This window comes from Erwinia sp. JH02 (assembly GCF_013074405.1).
Classification (GTDB): domain Bacteria; phylum Pseudomonadota; class Gammaproteobacteria; order Enterobacterales; family Enterobacteriaceae; genus Erwinia; species Erwinia rhapontici.
Window position 1 is genome coordinate 1 of sequence record NZ_JABANZ010000014.1, and the last position, 18841, is coordinate 18841.

Annotated in this window: 16 protein-coding genes and 2 pseudogenes; 14 read left to right on the forward strand and 4 right to left on the reverse strand. The window is 48.0% G+C overall.

Annotated features, from left to right (window positions below; genetic code table 11):
- The first annotated feature begins 426 nt into the window (after positions 1–426).
- Positions 427–1353 (forward strand): type II toxin-antitoxin system RelB/DinJ family antitoxin, encoded by a 927-nt coding sequence (locus HHI26_RS22430; RefSeq protein WP_171149717.1) that lies wholly within the window; start codon positions 427–429, stop codon positions 1351–1353.
- A 212-nt stretch (positions 1354–1565) separates the two neighbouring features.
- On the opposite strand, the gene HHI26_RS22435 is transcribed toward HHI26_RS22430, so the two are convergent.
- Positions 1566–2483 (reverse strand): LysR family transcriptional regulator, encoded by a 918-nt coding sequence (locus HHI26_RS22435; RefSeq protein WP_171149718.1) that lies wholly within the window; start codon positions 2481–2483, stop codon positions 1566–1568.
- A 98-nt stretch (positions 2484–2581) separates the two neighbouring features.
- On the opposite strand from HHI26_RS22435, the gene HHI26_RS22440 reads away from it, so the two are divergent.
- The 7 genes from HHI26_RS22440 to HHI26_RS22470 all read left to right on the forward strand — a co-directional run bounded on the left by HHI26_RS22440 (position 2582) and on the right by HHI26_RS22470 (position 8248).
- Positions 2582–3094, forward strand: coding sequence for a DMT family transporter (locus HHI26_RS22440; RefSeq protein ID WP_171149719.1), 513 nt, complete (start codon positions 2582–2584; stop codon positions 3092–3094).
- Between the two features lie 78 nt (positions 3095–3172).
- The gene (locus HHI26_RS22445) at positions 3173–3889 is read left to right on the forward strand and encodes a hypothetical protein (RefSeq protein ID WP_171149720.1); all 717 of its coding nucleotides are present in this window, start codon (positions 3173–3175) and stop codon (positions 3887–3889) included.
- A gap of 284 nt (positions 3890–4173) precedes the next feature.
- Positions 4174–5010: an MBL fold metallo-hydrolase gene (locus HHI26_RS22450; RefSeq protein ID WP_171149721.1), complete on the forward strand. Its 837-nt coding sequence runs from the start codon at positions 4174–4176 to the stop codon at positions 5008–5010.
- A gap of 27 nt (positions 5011–5037) precedes the next feature.
- Positions 5038–5931: a glutathione S-transferase C-terminal domain-containing protein gene (locus tag HHI26_RS22455; protein ID WP_171149722.1), complete on the forward strand. Its 894-nt coding sequence runs from the start codon at positions 5038–5040 to the stop codon at positions 5929–5931.
- 441 nt (positions 5932–6372) lie between these two features.
- A complete protein-coding gene (locus tag HHI26_RS22460) occupies positions 6373–6888 on the forward strand; it encodes a MarR family transcriptional regulator (protein ID WP_171149723.1) in 516 nt (171 codons plus the stop codon).
- Between the two features lie 290 nt (positions 6889–7178).
- A complete protein-coding gene (locus HHI26_RS22465; RefSeq protein ID WP_171149724.1) occupies positions 7179–7613 on the forward strand; it encodes a NirD/YgiW/YdeI family stress tolerance protein in 435 nt (144 codons plus the stop codon).
- Between the two features lie 128 nt (positions 7614–7741).
- On the forward strand, positions 7742–8248 hold the full coding sequence (locus HHI26_RS22470) for a GNAT family N-acetyltransferase (protein ID WP_171149725.1): 507 nt from the start codon (positions 7742–7744) through the stop codon (positions 8246–8248).
- Between the two features lie 95 nt (positions 8249–8343).
- On the opposite strand, the gene HHI26_RS22475 is transcribed toward HHI26_RS22470, so the two are convergent.
- Positions 8344–9240 (reverse strand): LysR family transcriptional regulator, encoded by an 897-nt coding sequence (locus HHI26_RS22475; protein ID WP_171149726.1) that lies wholly within the window; start codon positions 9238–9240, stop codon positions 8344–8346.
- Between the two features lie 110 nt (positions 9241–9350).
- Between HHI26_RS22475 and HHI26_RS22480 the strand changes: the two genes are divergently transcribed.
- Entirely contained in the window at positions 9351–10565 is a 1215-nt protein-coding gene (locus tag HHI26_RS22480) for an MFS transporter (RefSeq protein ID WP_171149727.1), read from the forward strand.
- Between the two features lie 325 nt (positions 10566–10890).
- On the opposite strand, the gene HHI26_RS22485 is transcribed toward HHI26_RS22480, so the two are convergent.
- Complete coding sequence (locus tag HHI26_RS22485; RefSeq protein ID WP_244874740.1) at positions 10891–11424, reverse strand: GNAT family N-acetyltransferase; 534 nt, start codon at positions 11422–11424, stop codon at positions 10891–10893.
- Between the two features lie 437 nt (positions 11425–11861).
- On the opposite strand from HHI26_RS22485, the gene HHI26_RS22490 reads away from it, so the two are divergent.
- Positions 11862–12410 (forward strand): hypothetical protein, encoded by a 549-nt coding sequence (locus HHI26_RS22490; RefSeq protein ID WP_050321647.1) that lies wholly within the window; start codon positions 11862–11864, stop codon positions 12408–12410.
- 827 nt (positions 12411–13237) lie between these two features.
- Here the strand turns inward: HHI26_RS22490 and HHI26_RS22495 are convergent.
- Positions 13238–14542 (reverse strand): annotated as a pseudogene (locus HHI26_RS22495) (Tn3 family transposase); the annotation flags it as partial.
- 8 nt (positions 14543–14550) lie between these two features.
- Here HHI26_RS22495 and HHI26_RS25555 point away from each other — a divergent pair.
- From HHI26_RS25555 to HHI26_RS22510, 4 genes and pseudogenes are all read left to right on the forward strand, one after another.
- A pseudogene (locus HHI26_RS25555) lies at positions 14551–14784 on the forward strand (deoxygluconate dehydrogenase); the annotation flags it as partial.
- 301 nt (positions 14785–15085) lie between these two features.
- Positions 15086–16345, forward strand: coding sequence for a hypothetical protein (locus HHI26_RS22500; RefSeq protein ID WP_171149728.1), 1260 nt, complete (start codon positions 15086–15088; stop codon positions 16343–16345).
- A gap of 4 nt (positions 16346–16349) precedes the next feature.
- A complete protein-coding gene (locus tag HHI26_RS22505; protein ID WP_171149729.1) occupies positions 16350–18212 on the forward strand; it encodes an aminotransferase class I/II-fold pyridoxal phosphate-dependent enzyme in 1863 nt (620 codons plus the stop codon).
- A gap of 1 nt (position 18213) precedes the next feature.
- Positions 18214–18828, forward strand: a complete 615-nt coding sequence (locus HHI26_RS22510; RefSeq protein WP_241008335.1) for a CDP-alcohol phosphatidyltransferase family protein — start codon at positions 18214–18216, stop codon at positions 18826–18828.
- Positions 18829–18841 lie beyond the last annotated feature (13 nt).

The window sequence follows — 18841 nt, forward strand, 5'->3', positions numbered from 1 at the left end:
GTCCGGTGAGCCGTTATTTCCCACGCAGGCATTGTATGCCCCCATTGCATGATCGCCACGGAACAGGGCATTCCAGTTCAGCTGCGCCGGACGTGCTCCTCCCCCAGTAACTGTCTTTGAATCAGTCATTTACTTTCCTTTTCTGAAAAAATTCTGCTTTTTCGCTACCTGAGCGATGTCTAAAAAAATTATCTCTCGAGATGAAGGCTTGGGGCAGATCGGGGTCATGTATTAGATACAGTATAATCACCTCCGGTTCTGTCATAAACCGGATCTGAGAGTGAAAGAAAACGCCCAAACCATAAAGCAATAAAGATTTACAGATTTACAGATTTACAGATTTACGTTTATAAAATATGCTCAACGCACCAAGTAAAGCAAAAATGCTTTACGAAATAATTAAAAGCCCTGAAGGATAAAAACATCATGGTAATGCTCAATGCCCGCATCGATGATGAACTGAAGAAACGCGTAGACCCGATGTTACAGGCGATAGACTGCACGGCCACCCAGGCCATCAGTGGACTCTGGCATTACATCGACCAGCACGGCCGCCTTCCCTTCTTCATAGAGTCCCGGACTTATACTCCGGAAGATGCTCTCATCGACCTGCTGACGCATCTGCAGTCAGCCGGATACCTGCTGACCGTGTCAGGTGAACGCATGGCTGCAGGGGAAGACGCCAGGGAAAACCGCCTTGCGGTCTGTACGGCGCTTACGCCGCTTCAGAAGTTGGTCCAGGATGACCTGCGCCGCGTGCAGTTCGGGCGCGATGGTGAGCATCTGGTGAATTATCTTCAGACGCCGGCAGGAGAAGCCTATCTGGCACTGACAATCTGCGTCAACATCCTCGGTAACGAGGCGAACGACCATAACCAGGCAATGTATCTGAACAGGGCGCAGCATTTCCGTACCGAACTGGAAGCACTGGAAAAACGCATGAGTGAAATGGGGCTGTACCAGCATGAACCTGCCGTCCGTTCGTATCATGCCGTCGGTCAGCACTGTGCAGCTGAGATTTTTCAGCCCGAAAGTTACGGGCACGGTGCATGGCAGGTCAGGGTGACGCTGAAACCGGGCAAGAAAGGCAGCGAGCCGGGCGATCCGTACTGGTACGGATTGCCATTCCCGACAATTCCCGGACGAATCTTTAACCCGGGGACACCTTACAGTATCCCAGTCAGCGGGAAACATGGCACCGAGATAGGGTTTAAGTTTGTGGAGGGGGTCAGCTTCTTCCACATGTACTCCAACGGAATGCCAGAAGAGCAAAATGAAAACAGCGCAGAGACGGTCACCACTTTGCTGTGCCGGCATGTGGATGAGATCCTGGCTGGTTTTAACGCTTCATGATTCTGGAGGAGACTGGGGTCAGTTTGGATATCGAAAATTATTGTACGTTAAGGTGATTTTTTGTACCTCTGAGCTGTGGTAGAGCTTGACCATGTTGACAGGCAGCTCTGAGCGAACAACGGACATAGCATTTTGCTAAAAAATCAGTCGTTGTATGTTTTCATACCTGATATAACCCCCCGCATTATTGACAGTATAATTTTATATCGGCCCTATTTCTCCTTGCTGAACGATTCACAACTCATTCGAATAGCGTTTCTTAACCACTGATGGGCAGGATCCCTGTCTTTTCTTACATGCCACGCTTGTAAGTATGAAAAGCCCGGCAGGGCAACCGGTGGAGAAAATCTGCACAATGACTCGTGGTAACTCTCAGGGCTGACTGAACGGCTGGCAACGGTCAGAACTAAATCGGTACCAGGCAGCAGGCGCACGGCTGCGCTCCAGTGCGGAAGTGCAACGCAGATGTGCCTTTTAAGTCCCTTTATTGCCAGAGCTTTTTCAATTTCATCAACAGAGTCTGGCTTCAGGCCCAACATGACATGGGGCTTTTCAAGCCATTCCTCCAGAGTTAAATCTCTTCCGTCCGGTAAAAAATCCCTGTCGGCCAGACAGATGAACTGCTCGGGGAATAAGTCTTCTTTTTTGATCTCACTTCGGGCGTCAGGGAATATGCCCAGCGCCAGATCCAGCTCTCCGTCTTCCAGTTGAGCCAGCATCATTTCACGACTCGCCTGGCTGATGGCGAAATCAAAGCCCGGTGCTGCTTTGCGCGCGTAGTTCACCAGCGAAGGTAACACGATGCGTGCTGCGTAATCTGACATGGCAATTCTGAAAGTGCGGCGAGCCGTTAAGGGATCAAATTCAGGTGCACCTATCAACTCGTTGAGCTCAGACAACGCACCGTCCAGAGAAGGAAGCAGGCCCTGTGCTCTGACCGTGAGTACCATCTTTCCTTCCCTCCTAACAAGGAGGGGATCATCAAAATGCGCGCGAAGCTGGGCCAGAGCATGGCTGACTGCTGGCTGACTGCGGTGAAGCCGGATAGCCGCGCGGGTAACGTGTTTTTCTGTCAGCAGCGCGTGCAACGTTAACAACAGGTTCAAATCAATTTTTCTGAGCTCATCCATGCTATGCATACTCCACATACATACAAACGATTTTTATAAATATAACTGATAAGTGAAAATAGTCCCATCAAGTCATTACGCTACTGAAGAGGTTTCAAATGTTGAGTAAAGCAATGGTTCTGACATTCGTGCCCGCCGCAATGGCATTTCTTGCCGGTGCCGTGCTGCCTTTTCAGGCAACAAGCAACGGCGCGGTGGGCAAAGCTCTGGGGCATCCACTCTGGGGGGCTCTGGTTTCACTCACCGTCAGCACGATGGTGATTCTGCCTCTGCTCTGGTTACTGAAGGTGCCGGCTCCGCGAATCGGTACTGCTCTGCAGGGCCCCTGGTGGATGTGGATTGGTGGCGTGCTCGGCGCGATCTATGTCGGTAGCGCTGCGGCCTTCGCGCCAAAACTTGGGGCCGGCGGATTTATCGTGCTCGTAGTCGCCGGCCAGATGATTGCCGCGGTAATCGTTGACCACTTTGGTCTGATGAATCTGACGCCGCGTCCCATCAATCTGGCACGCGTTGGCGGAGTGTTGCTTATCCTGGCCGGAGCCCTGTTTATCCAGTTCGGGGGTAGCACGCAGTCTGCCAGTACAGCACCTTTAGCCGATGAGCGGACGTGACCCTTATCGTTCCACATTAAGCAATAATGCAGCCAGGCTGCAAAACTTATCAAAGCAACGTAATTGAGGAGTATCTGTATGAGCATCGTAAAAATTCAGTTCAGTGATGGCCGCCCAGACGTAACCGGCATTCAGGATGCAAATAATGTCCTGCACACAGTAGGTGTTCGCGCCAGTACGATTGAAATCCCGGCGGAGGCACGCCCTTTACTGAAAGCGTATAAAGACCGCGCTATCACCGAGGGTGAGGAGCATCAGTTGATTTCTATGTTCAACCTCACCCGCGCTGAGCTGATGGAGCAGATCCGTCTGGCAGGCCGAACTCCGGTCATTGAGGGCGGCGGTGAGTTCACCACCGAGGGGGGGCAGTCATCATATCCTAAAGTTTACGATATGAAGGCAATGCCACCGGACGTACAGAAATTCGTCCTGAATAAATATGGTCGTCTTCACGTCAATACCTCGGATAAAGGAACAGGGATTGACGAAGTTATGACTGTTATCGCCGGTGGTCCTTTCACCTGGATGTTCCTGCTTACAGACGGAACTCTTGCGCGCCTGACTGTTGGATTCGTTGGTGAAAATGACGATGCCGTCCGCCTGAGTTATCCGGGTATTCGCATGCATGCAGGCTACATGGATGCGAAAGAAGGTCTGGTTGTGGCCTTTGCACACGGTCCGGATAACTTCGAAATCCGTTATGAAGCGGACATCAAGCATGCTGAGCTCTTAGGTGATAACCCGTGGGTAAACTTCTCGGGTGACATGCCAGAACTGCACAGCAAGCTGGCCTGAATGTAAGCAACATCTTGAGCGGCATAAGGATGTGCCCTGAGTGAAAAGTGAACGCAGATTTAGAAGGGGAACAGAAATTCAACATTCCCCGTCTATCCTGTGCTGTTACCTTGTCAGTCGCGCAGACGGTTGACTGTTTTCCCTTCAAGCCTCTAAAACACATATCAACCTCCCGAACATAGTTACCTTGATGTAAAGTAATTACCGTTCTACTGTTTCCTGATTCGCATACAACGCATATCTCAATGCTAAAGACTGCTATATCGTCTCTGAAGGAGAGAACTATGGAAAACTACATATGTAAGGGCTGCGGAACTTCTTATACAGCCTCGGTGTGCCCGCCAGAACTCTGTCAGGTCTGCAACGAAGAAAGAGCACACGTGCCTGGCGGTCAGCAGGAGTGGACGACGCTCAGGGACATGCAAAGAAAATATCGTAACAGCTGGAAGATGCTGGAACAGGATATGTTCGAGATCACCACCGTGCCCCGATTCTCAATCGGCCAGCGGGCCATACTGATTCGTACGCCAGCGGGCAATATCCTCTGGGACTGCATCTCCTTCCTCGACAATGCGACTAAACATCTGATTGATTCTCTGGGCGGCATTTCTGCCATTGCCATTTCTCATCCTCACTACTACACAACGAGTCAGGATTGGGCTTCCTCGTTCGGTTGTCAGGTTTACCTGCACGCGGATGACAAAGAATGGCTTATGCGACCAGATTCTTCTATCCGTTTCTGGGAAGGAGACTATGTTGAGCTTAATAAGTATGTCTCGCTCGTCAGGTTAGGTGGCCACTATCACGGCGGAACAGTTGCACATCTTCCCTTCGCTGCAGAAGGAAGAGGTGCAGTGTTGTCAGGAGACATAATTCAGGTTGCCGCCGATCGCTGTCGGGTGTCCTTCATGTGGAGCTATCCAAATATGCTGCCACTTTCGGAGCGTACCGTTAGCAGAATGACTGAAACGGTGCTGAAATATCGCTTTGACCGACTTTACGGTGCCCTTTCCGGTCATGACGTCTTGTCCGGAGCAGGAAAAATCATCCGTACTTCAGCCGATCGATACATTGATTTACTGAATGACAGAACAGGCACAGAACTACCGGCTACTGAATGATCTGCTTCGGTTCCTACAGGAGGAAACATGGCCATTCTTGAAAACGGGACATGGTATCCCGATAAAAACGCATCTGAGCTGCTAAACGTGGACAGTCTTGAGCACAGCTTCGTGCCTGAAGTCAGCCGTTATCATCTATATGTTTCGCGCGCCTGTCCTTTTGCGCACCGTCCGTGGCTGGTTATCTCAGTTCTGGGACTAGGGCATGCCATCAGCGTATCTTCAGTAGCCGCGCGACGTTACGACAGGGGCTGGGAGTTTGACGCCGACGACCGTGATATTGTTGGTGGTAATCAGCGCCTAGCGGATATCTATCTGCATAGCAAGGCTGACTATTCGGGACCGGTTACCGTTCCGGTAATGTTTGACCTTCATGAAAGAAAAATTGTAAGCACGGATTCAGCGTCAGTTGCGCTGAAGCTGGCAACAGAATGGCTGCCCCTCGCAGCAACACCATTGGATCTGGTTCCGGAAGGATCACGCCAGGACATCAACTCACTTAACACATGGCTCCATGCGTCCGTTAACAGGAAATTCTATCAGGTTGGGTTTGCACAGCAGCAGGATGAATACGAACAGGCCAGCCGGGAACTATTTACCGCCTTGGGCGAACTCGAAAACATATTGGCAGCACAGCCCTTCTTGTTAGGGGAATCGCTCACGCTGTCAGATTTGTTTCTGCTTCCAAGCCTTCTTCGGTTTGAAGCAGTGTACGCTATTCACTTTAAAGCTAATTCAAAATCGCTGACTCAGCTGCCAAATCTTTACTCTTACATGTTGAGAATGCTTGAGGTGCCAGGTGTGCGGGAAACTATAGATATGGAGCACTCAAAGCTGCATTACTATTTCTCACACCGCCATATAAACCCCACCGGCATTGTACCAGCTGGGCCTGTTTTGACCTGGCTGAAACACCAGTAGTTTAGGAAAACCTTCCGGTATTATTATCGGAAGGTTTATGCGCTCCGTATCAGGCGTGCTCAAACCGGACTTGCGATGTAGGGCGGACAGAGCAAAGGCTAGTTTTGCTCCCCTCTGGAGATATCATCAGCCACTTTGCGATGTTCTTTGGGTATAACGTTCTGTGGACCTTAAGGAATATACGCACTCAGGGAATCGCGCTCTGTAAGAGAGTTTACGAATTCTGCCGGAACAGCGACATGGCAGGGGGCATGATCAATACATCTCCTAGATAAACCAGCTTAAACGCATCTGTAATACTGACTGGTGATCATGATCATGAATGCATAACAAGTTGGCTGTAGGTGTTATTATCAAAGAAAGAGTTATTATTTACCTTCACATCAAAGCAATAAGTATTAGTCCTTCAACTTCCACCTAATAGCAGGGTATCAGCAGCGCATGAGCACAAATCGTAAAAGAGATCCCGTAGACGACATCCTTGAGCAATGGCAGCGCGAGCGCCCTGACATTGACTCTTCGCCAATGGGCCCCCTCGGGCGACTGGTTCGATGCACTGCGCTTGCGGAACCACTGCTGCAAGCAGGCTATCGCCGGCACAACCTGGAAGTATGGGAGTTTGACGTGCTTTCCGCTCTGCGCCGTGCAGGGGCGCCTTTTATTTTAACTCCAACCCAATTATTACCCGCACTGATGATCACTTCAGGCACAGTAACGCACAGGCTGAAACAGCTAGAAAAAAGGGGATTGATTAGCCGGAAAGCAAATACGGAGGATGCCCGAAGTAAATTTGTCTGCCTGACTGCAATTGGAAGAAAATTGATCGACGTGGCAATTGAAGATCATGCAAAAAATGAGAAAGAAATTGTATCTTCACTCTCACCTGAACAGCTTCGCCAACTGGACGACCTTTTATCAGTTTTCATGCAAAGCCTTGCTTCCCGGTCGAAATTTTAGCTGGGAAATATTAAAAATATTCATATTTTTTAACAGGTTAACTTTTACATCGACGTGCAGGTTAACTTTCATTCAGCAATATAAAATACGTATTTACATTCGAATGTACACGGTGAAATGTGACAAACCGCACTTACCTTGACATAAAGGTAACTATGTTTTAGGCTTTAGCTATGCCGAATTACCGGTCAATTCAATACAAATTTGCACTATGTGCATATTAGCATGCAGTGTTTAATGCTGTATATATATTGAATGGTTAAAGTTATCAAGTTGAAAGGTTGATTATCATGAGTTTAAATTATTTTTCTGTGGTTAAGTTTCGGAGAGCCACATTTTTTAAAGCTGCAACATTATTAATATTATCAGGCGCGTCACTCTCGTCATTTGCGTCAGGTGGATATCAGAATCATAAAGAAGAGCCACAAAAGGGTGACGTCTACGCAGGGCATATGATTCCGAAAGAAAATATGCAAAGCACCGTGACTGCAGTCAGCTCTTTTAAACAAAACTCATGGATTACACTTGAGGGAAGCATTATCAGTCAGCAGGAAGGGAATCATTTTACATTCCGTGATAATACGGGTCATATTCCTCTGGTAGTCAGTGACGATGCCTGGCGTGGACTGGACGTTGATGCTCTTTCGTTGATAAGGGTCAGTGGATACGTAAAGGAAAATGATAGTCAATATTATCTTGATGTCAGACATATTGAACTCCCCTAGTTATTATGTTTAAGGTTAATGTAATATAGGAAGCCTGATCGATTTATTTTCATTTAAAAAGATTATTCCTGTTACTCACACTAATACATAAGCACCTTTCCCCCGGTTAGTTTAAAGAAACATACAGCATGCTGATTTTGCCCGCATCACAATCCGAATCCGAAGAGCTGCAATCTATTCTTAATGCAGCATTCGATTCAAACGCCCGGTACTTTCCGGAAGATATGGAAGAAGATGAGGATAGTGGCGAAGAATTAACTATCCGGTCCGCATTATATGCAGAGGACATAATTGTTCTGGCCTTCTGGGAGGGTATTCTCCTGCTAGGCGGTGCCATTATCAGAACTGGGGAACAAGATATTAATTATCTTGAAAGATTATTTATACTGCCTCAGTTCCAGCGAAGAGGGCTTGGTTACCAAGCCTGGCTATGCATCGAAAGGCTTTATCCCTGTAAAGGGGGATGGAGGCTCAGAACTCCAACGTGTCTAATCAACAATGTCTGTTTTTATGTAAATAGATGCGGATTTGCGATCACTTGTGTCGAGGATATGGGCAACGATGGCGTTGGAATGTTTGTTTTCACAAAGGCATCAGCACAGGATGAAGCCTGTATCAATGGTGTCGGTGATTGACAGAAGATTTCTGCGCTGATTATCAACGTCCACTCCTGGCACTGAGCGGAAGCGCATGTCAGGTCCGCTATGAGCGAAATTGGCACACCTTTTTATCAGCCATTTGCATTGTATATTGCTAATTCATTCGCGATAACATCGATCAGCTTTGTTACCCGACGGGGTTGAACGGGAGCTGGCGAGTAAACGATATGTAGTGCAGTTGGTGAAGGGGCGTAGGCAGCCAAAACTTCGACGAGCCTGCCACAAGCAAGATCATCCTCAACATCCCATATGGACTTTTTACACAGCCCATGTCCCTGCAATGCCCACTGTTTGATTAACTGGCCATTGTTGGTTGTCCGCTGTCCGTTAACTGAGACGGCATAGGGTGCTCCATGGTTTTGAAATGACCAAATACGCTCGATTCCCTGCGTAAAGCGCATCATGATGCATTCGTGATTTAAGAGATCATCGGGGTGTAATGGAATGCCTTTACGGTTCAAATAATCGGGAGACCCACAAATCAAACGACGATTTTCTCCAATCGGCCTGGCTTTGAGTGTGGTGTTAGAAAATGTTCCATAACGTATGGCGAAATCGACTCCCTGACTCACCAGATCAACAAAACTGTCGGTCAGGTTGAGATCAATGGTGACATCGGGATGACTGACAAGGAACCGATCGAGAATGGGCACAACACGGGTTTGTCCTAAATCGACGGGCGCGGTGATTTTGATCGGACCAGATATTTTTTGTGTTCCTGATTTGATGCGGCTTTCAAGTTCATCGGCCTCGGCCAGCAGTCGGCGTGCACCTATCGCGAAAATTTTTCCCTCTTCAGTAAGGCTTAACGAACGAGTCGTTCGCGCCAGGAATCTCGTCTTGTAATAAGACTCCAACATCATCAGACGTTCAGACACAGAAGCTGGAGAAAGTCCAAGTTCACGTCCTGCTGCTGACAGGGTGCCCTTTTCAACAATCATAAGGAACAACTTCAAATTTTCTAACATTATTCGGAATTCTCGAAATATACATTCGTTATTGCACCACTTATCAATAATTTCCGCAAGGTTTACACTCATCCTCCTTAAGAAAAAATTGAATAAGATTGGGACATGATTTGACGACACAAACGACGCCGCACCCTGACTCTGCCCCCAAAATGGCAAGCTTAAAGACTTCCACTGTCATCCTGTTTGCTTTTGCCTGCGGAGCCACTACCGCGAATGTTTATTACTCACAATCAATCGCCGGATTGATTGCAAGTAGTATGCATCTCCCGGCGAGTCTCGCGGGGCTGATTGTCACTACCACCCAGCTTGGCTATGGCATGGGTCTGTTTTTTCTGGTTTGCCTGGCCGATTTGATTGAGAACCGTCGGTTAGTATTGATGACCACCGCGGGTACTATACTTAGCCTGATTGGTGTAGCGATCAGTTCTGGTCCCGCAGCGTTGGTGGTCACTTCGTTTTTGCTTGGAGTTTGTACCGTAGGCAGTCAAGTCCTGGTGCCGCTTGCGGTTCATCTTTCGCCGGAGCGTAAACGTGGGAAAATTATCGGCAATATCATGTTCGGATTGGTCTCTGGCATTATGCTGTCTCGCCCCTTAGCGAGTTTTTTGGCAGGCTATTGGGGATGGCGATCCATCTTTGTTTTCTCTGCGGCTTTGATGCTCGGTACCTTCGTGCTAATGATGCGCGCGTTACCACAATGGCATCCCCAATCGAAGCGAAATTATTGGGCTACGCTGCGGTCAATGCTTAACTTGCTGATAACTTCAAGAACTCTGCAACGCCGGGTGGCCTATCAGGGTACGATTTTCGGCATATTTAATATGTTTTGGACTGCCGCTCCTCCCATGCTGCATCTGCGTTTTGGTCTCGCCCAAGCGGGAATTGCTGCCTTTGCGCTGGCGGGAGCGGCAGGCGCACTTTCAGCTCCCGTGGCAGGTAAAGTTGCAGACCGCGGGGGAGCAAAAATCGGCACCGGTATAGTGATCGGTTGCGCGGGTATTGCGCTACTGATGAGTGGCTGGGGGCACGCGGAAGATTCATTGATGATTTTGGTCTTTGCCGCGATAATTCTCGATGCCGCAACACAGGCGAATCAGGTCTTTGGCCAGCGTGCCATCCAGAGTCTGGATACCGGGGCGCGGGGAAGGCTAAATGCGGCTTATATGACCGTGATTTTCATTTGTGGTGCAGTGGGTTCGGCGCTGGGTTCATTTACTTTTTATCATGGCGGTTGGAGTGCGATCGCTGTGGTCGGAGCATGTTTGGCAATGGCAATTCTGCTGGTCTTTATGACTGAACTGCTCACAAATAAATCTGCATAAATCTTGTCTCTGCTATTGTCAGCATGCTGATTTTCTGTAAAAGCGCAGTGTACTGTTCCTGACCGCAGCGCGTAGCTGCAAATAAATGAAAAGCCCGCCGGATTTACTGCGGGCATTTCAGTAAGAGAAAACGGGATACGGTAATTTAATGACTGTGCCTGCATTTGCAGCATTTGCTCGCTGTCTTTGTCAGTAAGTTTTCGTCAAGTCTTCCCGCAAAGAGGCCGCCACTTCTTTAAGGATAGCGTTGCGTCGACCCGTTGAACTCACAGCACAAAGCGGACCTTCCCTGAATATCCTTTCTCAAATTGGCTTAAAGAAAGGGTCAGCGGGTGCTCATGACAAGCTGAACGGCATTATTCCAGCTGATTCTGAATACAGGGGCATTATCTGATGAAGGCATATCGGATACTGTATGCTCGGTAATAACTCCGCCTAGCCTTTGGTAATAGTTGGTTGCCCTGACGTTATCTTCAAAAACCCACAGGTAAAGTGGTGACTTCGCATCTTCGCTGCATACCCACTCTGCTGCATGATGGAGCAATTTTTTTCCTGCACCCTGGCCTCGCAGTGCAGAACTGACATGCAGGCTGTCAATGTACGCCCCCCATTGAGCATCCTTCTTTAGCATTACACATATAAACCCTTCAATGTTCTCTTCATTTTCTGCGACAAAGACAGCCACATCTCGGTTGCTCTGATTCAACAGAGACTGCCAGTGGGAAAAGCGCTCATTTTGCGCATGATTTTCGAGAAAATCTGAAGACATCACATTTCCATAGGTATCACGCCATCCGGCTGCGTGGAGATGTGCAATTGCATCGGCGTCACTGTATTGAGCTTTTCTTAACTGAATCACGTATGTGCCTTGTCTGAAATCATTATGAGGAAAAAGCGATTATGCCCTGGCAATTAGATAAATATTTATCGTAGAAAACAAGACGTGATTACCAAATTGTCACCATTCCGGGAACGTCCGTTTCTGGCACCAAGCCGCCTGCTGAGAAACGTCGTCGGCTAAGAGCGAGGAGCAGACACTGAATGTAAACGGCGCGACATGGATGTTTATTGTTCTGATTTCACGGGCGGGAGAGATGTTTTTGCCTCAGATATTAATTTTTCCACCACTTCCAAAGGGATGTTCTCTTCGTAGCAGGTTAATACTTGTCTGTCTGAGACTGAACGAAGGGGGCGGACAGATAACTGTTTATGACACTTCATCCTAACTGCTGTTAAAATAACATTTATCCTCGTTATGAGATGCTAAGTGCCGACCAACATTGATAAGGAGTTCAGATGTCTATTTGGCAGCCAAAAAGCCATGAAAATAGCCTTAAATTACTACTGAAAGATATTCCTGATTGTAATTGGGCACCTTGTATCGAGATGACCGTAGGTGGTTTAACCGAAGTCGCTTTTTCACGCAAATATAACCACTTGCTCCTGATAATTTCCTCTTCCGGAAGAGGGGTGCTTGATTGCCTGAGTGGCGAGATTATTGCCAGAAATTATGAAGAGTATGGAAACTGGTACGACTCAGTTGGCCTTAAATGTGCAGGTATAGGACCGCTGAGTGGTGAGATTCTTTCCATTGCAGGTCTGTGTGGCGGTGGCTTACCCATGTATAACCGGTATGGTGAGTCACTGGAGCGAGTATCCCCAGAGTGGCCTTTGGAAATGTTAATCTGGTGCCCGCCGGGTAAGAGCGCATTAATTGCCTCCCATAAAGAGGGGTGTCTCAGGCTTGCAAATGATTACTTTCACTGTGTTGGTTTCTCATGGGATGGTGAGTTAATTATATCTGCAACAAGCAGTGATATTACGGTCTGGAAAAGGCAGGGTTGATTAATCTGGCAGCTACGTGATGTTATACATCAAAGCAGAGCATGTTTTACAATTCCTGGCGCCACAGCAGTTCAAAATGGCTCACAATAACCTGCAAACAGCTACGGCTATGAACAAGGTGGATATAGATTAATTTCGAACCAAAAAACCTTTGAAATATGAATTATTGTCAAATGAAGTGAACGATGTTTTCTATATTTCAGATGAAAATATAGAATTAAAGATGTGATAGGGTGGTATGAGCCATGCCCAATTTTTTGATACACAATAGCCATCGCAACGTCCGCTTCTGGCACAGGTTGTGTGAAAACTTTTTTGGCCGCTGAAACTGCCAAAAACAGAGCTGAAAACCGCGCTCATACGTAAAATTCGGCTCTATTAACCAGTCGATCAATTCCAGATTTTGCGTAGACGTGCGCACTTCAGTTTTTGATCAGGGTTTTCACACAGCCTGGGCACACAGCTGACCTGCTCCCCGTTGATTAATACAGACTGAATAGACCTAGTTTTAGGCCTCCATCACAGATAATCGTTTGTCATGGGGTCCGCTTGGAATTCGGAAATTATCCTACGTTAAGCGTTTTAAGCTTAACGGGTGATTTCGTTCCATTGAGCGGAAACCCCTGACCGTAAGTGATGTACGGTACGTTCAGTCTGTCCGTTTATGGTTTTGCTCACTTTCGGACATGCAGACAGAATGGTGTACGTAATCGTTCGGTTTCGGACGCAGAAACACCACAGCAGCTGCAATTAACGTAGTTGCAGACACCTTACTGGTTAATAAATAGCCTTGGCGTAGGATGTTTTCCCTTTTCCAAGCGGACCCCAATACGGCCAATTTCCCTCAGTGCTTTGGCAAGTCCGTTTTGCTTGGGGTAGCTGGCAAGCTTTTTCAGCATCAGGGATGCCGTCACTGTTCCCTGCTTTATCGAGGTCGCCAGACGCAGCACTTCACGCCAGTGGATTTCGATCTCTTTCAGATTCAGGCTGGTCGTTGATATCAGTGACTGAAGTGCCGGGTATTGGTCCGGTTTCCCTTTGATAAATAGCTTCTTGTCGTGGAGATCCCTGATTCGCGGACAGAACGCAAATCCCAGCAGATGCATCAGGGCAAAGACATGATCGGTGAAACCCGCGGTATCGGTGTAATGCTCCCTGATTTCCAGGTCGCTTTCGTGGTACAGCAAGCCATCGAGCACATGGGTTGAATCCCTGACCCGACTGATTATGCAGGTGTAAAACGGGCTGTATTGATCCGAAATATGGGTATAAAACTGACGTCCAGGCTCTTGCCCATATTTCGGGTTAACCTGCCCTGCGTAGCGGCCTGAGCTGCCTGTTCTGAAATTCTGTCCATCTGATGATGACGTTGTCCCGTCTCCCCAGAATGTCGCCAGTGGTCTTTTCCCCTGCGCATTTACCAACTCTGCAAGAGCGGCTGAATAGGTTTCGTCGCGGATGTACCATGCCTGTATATCTTCGAGCGATGATTTGGTGCTCCCGGGGCAGGCTTCCGCCATTTTGGTCAGGCCAAGATTGATACCATCCGCAAGAATGGTGGTGAGAAGAAGGCGGGTATCGGGACGGGTGATGTCATTTTTTATATGCGAAAAATGTCGGGTAAATGTCGTCCAGCTGTTTACCTCATCGAGAATTTCCGTGATTTTAGGGCGCGGTAGCATGCTGTAAACCAGCTCTGCCAGCGGTGAAACCTGCACCGGAACGCTGTTGTCCAGCGGAGAGACTTTTACGCCCCTGTCGGAAATCTCCACATCGGGCAGTTCACCAAGGGCAGCCATGGCATTGACCTCTTCAAGTCTGGACTGAAGCAGGGTCATACGGCTGGTAATGTACTCATGATAATCAGCAGATACAGGCAGCGCCGGTGTGAGTTTGTCAAAGTCCTTTTCGGGAATGAGGTAATCATCAAAATTTTTGCAGCGGCGTGAACCTTTAACCCAGATGTCCCCGGAGCGCAACGCTCCCTTAAGCTCGCTGAGCGCACAAAATTCATAGTACTGCCGGTCAATACCTGCAGGTGTAATTACCACCTTGCGCCAGCTTTCGGGGACAAACTCCAGCGGCGCTGTCGCCGGAACTTTACGTGACTGTTTCCGGTACATATCCTTGATCACAACCTAGCGGGTTTACAAATAAAATTTCTCATCTGCTCTCCAATGAGAATATACGTGTGACCGGGTTGTATCCCCCGGATTTCGAACTGACAGGGTTAGATACGTTTATCCATAGCCAATCCAAAATGGGGGAGCGTTTATTGAATGGGCGCTCGATCTGGGAAACCATTCGTTTTGTGCTGGGACAACCGCGTAGTTGTCATATCAGTAGCATCTACTTTGAAGGCCCCACCCGGTAAAAACTGGGAGATTAAGGCGCTATCTGGCGACGTTGAGTAGTCTGCTCAACGTCCGACCCCTTGTTCTAATACAATGTCATCTTCTCAGGGATGGCCCACTTTATAGCAGAGGCGGGTTTTCACTCTCCGTATCCACCCGACTATCCATCAGGATGTACTCTCCCCCCTACGAAACACCACCCTGTCATAAAGTTATCTAAAATCCTTATATAATTTTTTGTGACAGTCGTGATATACAAACGTTAATGAAATTCATATTTCCACGAAGATAAAATATAAAACAAAGGAAGGGGGACAGATATTGGGAAATACTCACCGCCTGTATACGACCGCATTAGTTGGTTTTGGACCAGCCAATTTAGGATTGCTTCTTTCTGCATATCGGAAAAATAAACTTTCAGAGATAGCAAAGAATGGTATTGCCATCTTTGAAAAATCACCCCGATTGGGAGCTGGCAAACTGGGATATTATCAGATAACAGCCAATTCCCTCTCATCTGTTTTTTTAGAATGCATCGACGATCCACGATTTTATGAATTAACTTCTGATTTTATCGGCGGCGACGCACTCACATTTTTAAGAGATTATCCGGATACAGCACCACAGCTATCTCTGGTAGCCGATCTGTTAGAAAGACTGGCAGAAAAAATAATTTCACGTCTGGCTGAAAAATATCAGATAACACTCTATCGTGAAGCAGAGGTTACGCAGATAAAGAGGTCAGGGAAGAGTTTTTCTATTTCTTTTAACCATAATGGCAATATTGCCACGGCAGAAAGTGAATTCGTGTTCGCCAATTGTGGCGGATACCAGACGGCTGAGCAGTCGCTACTCAATGATATCGCCCCCGTTGCTGTCACCTCTGACGAGTTTCTGAGTATCGATAAAGATGATGCCAGCGCCCTGTTACACCGGCATAAGATTCAGCGCGTCGCGATTATCGGCGGGTCACACAGCGCGATCTCCAGCGTTATCAGACTCTCTGAGATTGCCGACAACGCAAGCCTGGCTATTACGATCTACTGTCGCTCGCTTCCACGTCTCTATTTTGAAACCGCAGCCGCTGCCCAGGATGAAGGATATGCATTCGATCCCGTCGCGGATGTCTGCCCTCTCAGTGGTCGCATTAACCGCTTTGCCGGACTGAGATACGACTCCCATCAGGCAGCACTCTCTATTTTCCGCACCGGCTCTGTGAGCCCACAGAGTCCTGCAGTCAATTTTATCGTTAGCGATAATCCCTTTATTACTGCCAGCAACAGCAGTAATCAGGAGCTCTGTATCCTCGCAACAGGATATCGTTCAGCCAGCCCCGTTACCGGGTTATCCGGGAAAGATACAGATGGACGAGTCAGAGATATCGCTGGAAATCCCGTTCCTGGCCTTTATTCATTTGGACTGGGAGCAGGCTTATCTCCTTCAGAAAAAGCAGGAGGGGAACCCTCGTTTAAAGGGCGATTAGATGGCGTCTGGCTTTACATAAACGATGTCGGAGATGTAATTATTGACGCATATACCGAAGATCAACATATCCCGGAAAATATTGCCACAGGAAGATAAATATATGTCTGATGAATCTATTAAGAAAGCTGTTATTCTTGCAGCCGGAACAGGCAATCGTCTCTTCCCAATTACTGAAATTATCCCGAAGCCGTTAACTCCCGTTAACGGTAAGAGCATTATTGAACGACTGGTTATTAATCTGCTGGAAACTGGTGTTAATCAGATAGTGGTTGTAACAGGACATTTTGGTAAAAAAATTCAGTCGCAGCTGAATCATGCATTCCCTGATGTCGATATCACCTTTATTGAAAACACCCGCTATCAGACGACAAATAATATCTATTCACTATGGCTTGCCAGAGAGTATTTTACTGAAGACTTTCTGCTGTTAGAGGCCGATGTTGTTTTACGCAGCTCTGTGCTTGAACAACTGGTCGGCGGTAAGAAAAATACCAGCGCCTGCATGGTTGCGCCAAAAGCGATTTTTATGGATGGCGCATGCGTGGAGTTGAGAGGTGTTCCGCTGGTTGTCACCGCGCCAAAACAGGTGCCGGTGCATAAGCAGGGCCCGCATCATTACAAGACGTTAAACTTCTACCGTCTGTCATCATCATTTGCCAGCGGCTGGCTTTTACCGCAGCTTCAGCACAAGGTAAATAGTGACGAACTGTCAGATTACTATGAAACGCTTTTTGCTCAAGCCATCTCCGAGGGGATTGAGGATTTTCAGGCATCCATTGTTCCTTCATATGACTGGTATGAAGTCGATAATCTTAACGACCTCGATATTGCCGAATATCTGCTCAAGCCGGTTGAAGATCAACAGACATGGCTTGAAAAAAGGCACGGCGGTTACTGGCGCTATCCGGTGCAGGATCACTGCCTACTGTATAACTTCCATTATCCACCGAAAAAATTGCTGGATCACCTCTCCGCCCGGTTAGTGAATCTGGTACGTGAATATCCCTCAGCGCAGAGGCCGATAGTTGAACATCTATCATCATACTATGGCGTGCCGGCAACAAACCTGGTGGTGGGAAACGGCGTCAGTGAGCTGATCCCCCTGCTGTTATCCGGCATTAACAAACCGCTGGTGATCCCCAGCCCCTCCTTTAACGAATATGAAGCGGTTATCCCCGCGCATCAGGTGCGACGCTTTATGCTGAGCGAAGAAGATGGATTTGCGCTCAGTCCACAAAAAATCCTTGAATATGCAAGAGAAACCGGTGCCGGGCACATTGTGCTGATATCCCCCAACAATCCGACCGGTAATGCTCTGACCAGAGAGGATATCGCCCTGATTGCTCGAGGCGCGCAGGAGCTGGGTATTGAGGTAATTCTTGATGAGTCTTTTGTCGACTTCCAGGGACAAGGACGCACGCCGTCATTCCTGCCTGATCTGCTGCAGCATACTAATCTGTCGCTGCTGTTCAGCCTGAGTAAATCGCACGGTATTGGCGGCATTCGTCTGGGATTATTTGCCTCAGCAAATCAGGAGCGGGTTGCTGACGTGCGCCAGCGGCTGCCAATCTGGAACATCAACTCCTTTGCTGAAGAGTATTTAAGAATGTTTTCCGCTCACCGCAAAGAGTACGAAGCCTCATGTCAGAAAGTGTTTGATGAAACGCAAGCATTGCAAAAAGCGCTCAGCGATATTCCCGGATTACAGGTTTTCCCTACTGAGGCCAACTTTATCTTTTGCCGTCTGGATAATGAACTGGGAACCGCACGTGAATTGATCACAGAACTTCTGCAGACAGATGCCATATTCCTTAAAGACTGCTCCGGAAAAATATTGCAAGACTCTCAGCAATATTTCCGCGTTTCTTCGCGTAATGGTAAAGATAACAGAAAACTGACAGAGGCTATTTCACGCGCGGTTTTACGTAAAGCCAGTAAATTTATTTCTGCAGTGGCGTCTTAATATGCTGAGTTTTTATCAAGACCGGGCCAACCTTTGCTCTTTTTTCGGGTTTATTGCGGGCTGTGTGGCACTTTATTCTCTGACCCAATCAGAGATGTCTCTGGCCCTGGGCTTTATTCTGCTGGGTGCCATTGCCGACGTTTTTGACGGGCCTTTAGCCAGAAAAACGCTAAACCGTCCACCGCTTTTCAGCGAGTTTGGCCAGGGGCTGGATACGCTGGGAGATATGTGTCACAGCGTGCTGGCACCCGCGCTGTTTGTCACGCTTGCACAGGGAGGATCGCTGGCTGGCATTCTGTGCGGCCTTATCCTTGCCGCCGCAGGAACGACAAGGCTGGCCTATTTCACCGCCGTGGGCTCAGACAAACCCGGTTTCTTTGTTGGCGTGCCGGTGACATATCTACCGCTGACCCTGGGTATTGTTGCCAACCTGTTCCCGGCGCAGCAATCAGCATCGGTCGTTTATATTCTTTACTCACTTATTATGGTGGCACTACAAACCGGTAAATTTTATTTCCCTAAATTCAGCCACAAGTGGCTCTATCTTTTCGCATTGATTCTTATTTTGCTGGCTACTCTTTCCTTCAGCCGTGCGTTATTTCCGGCAACATTTTAACTGGAGATCTTTT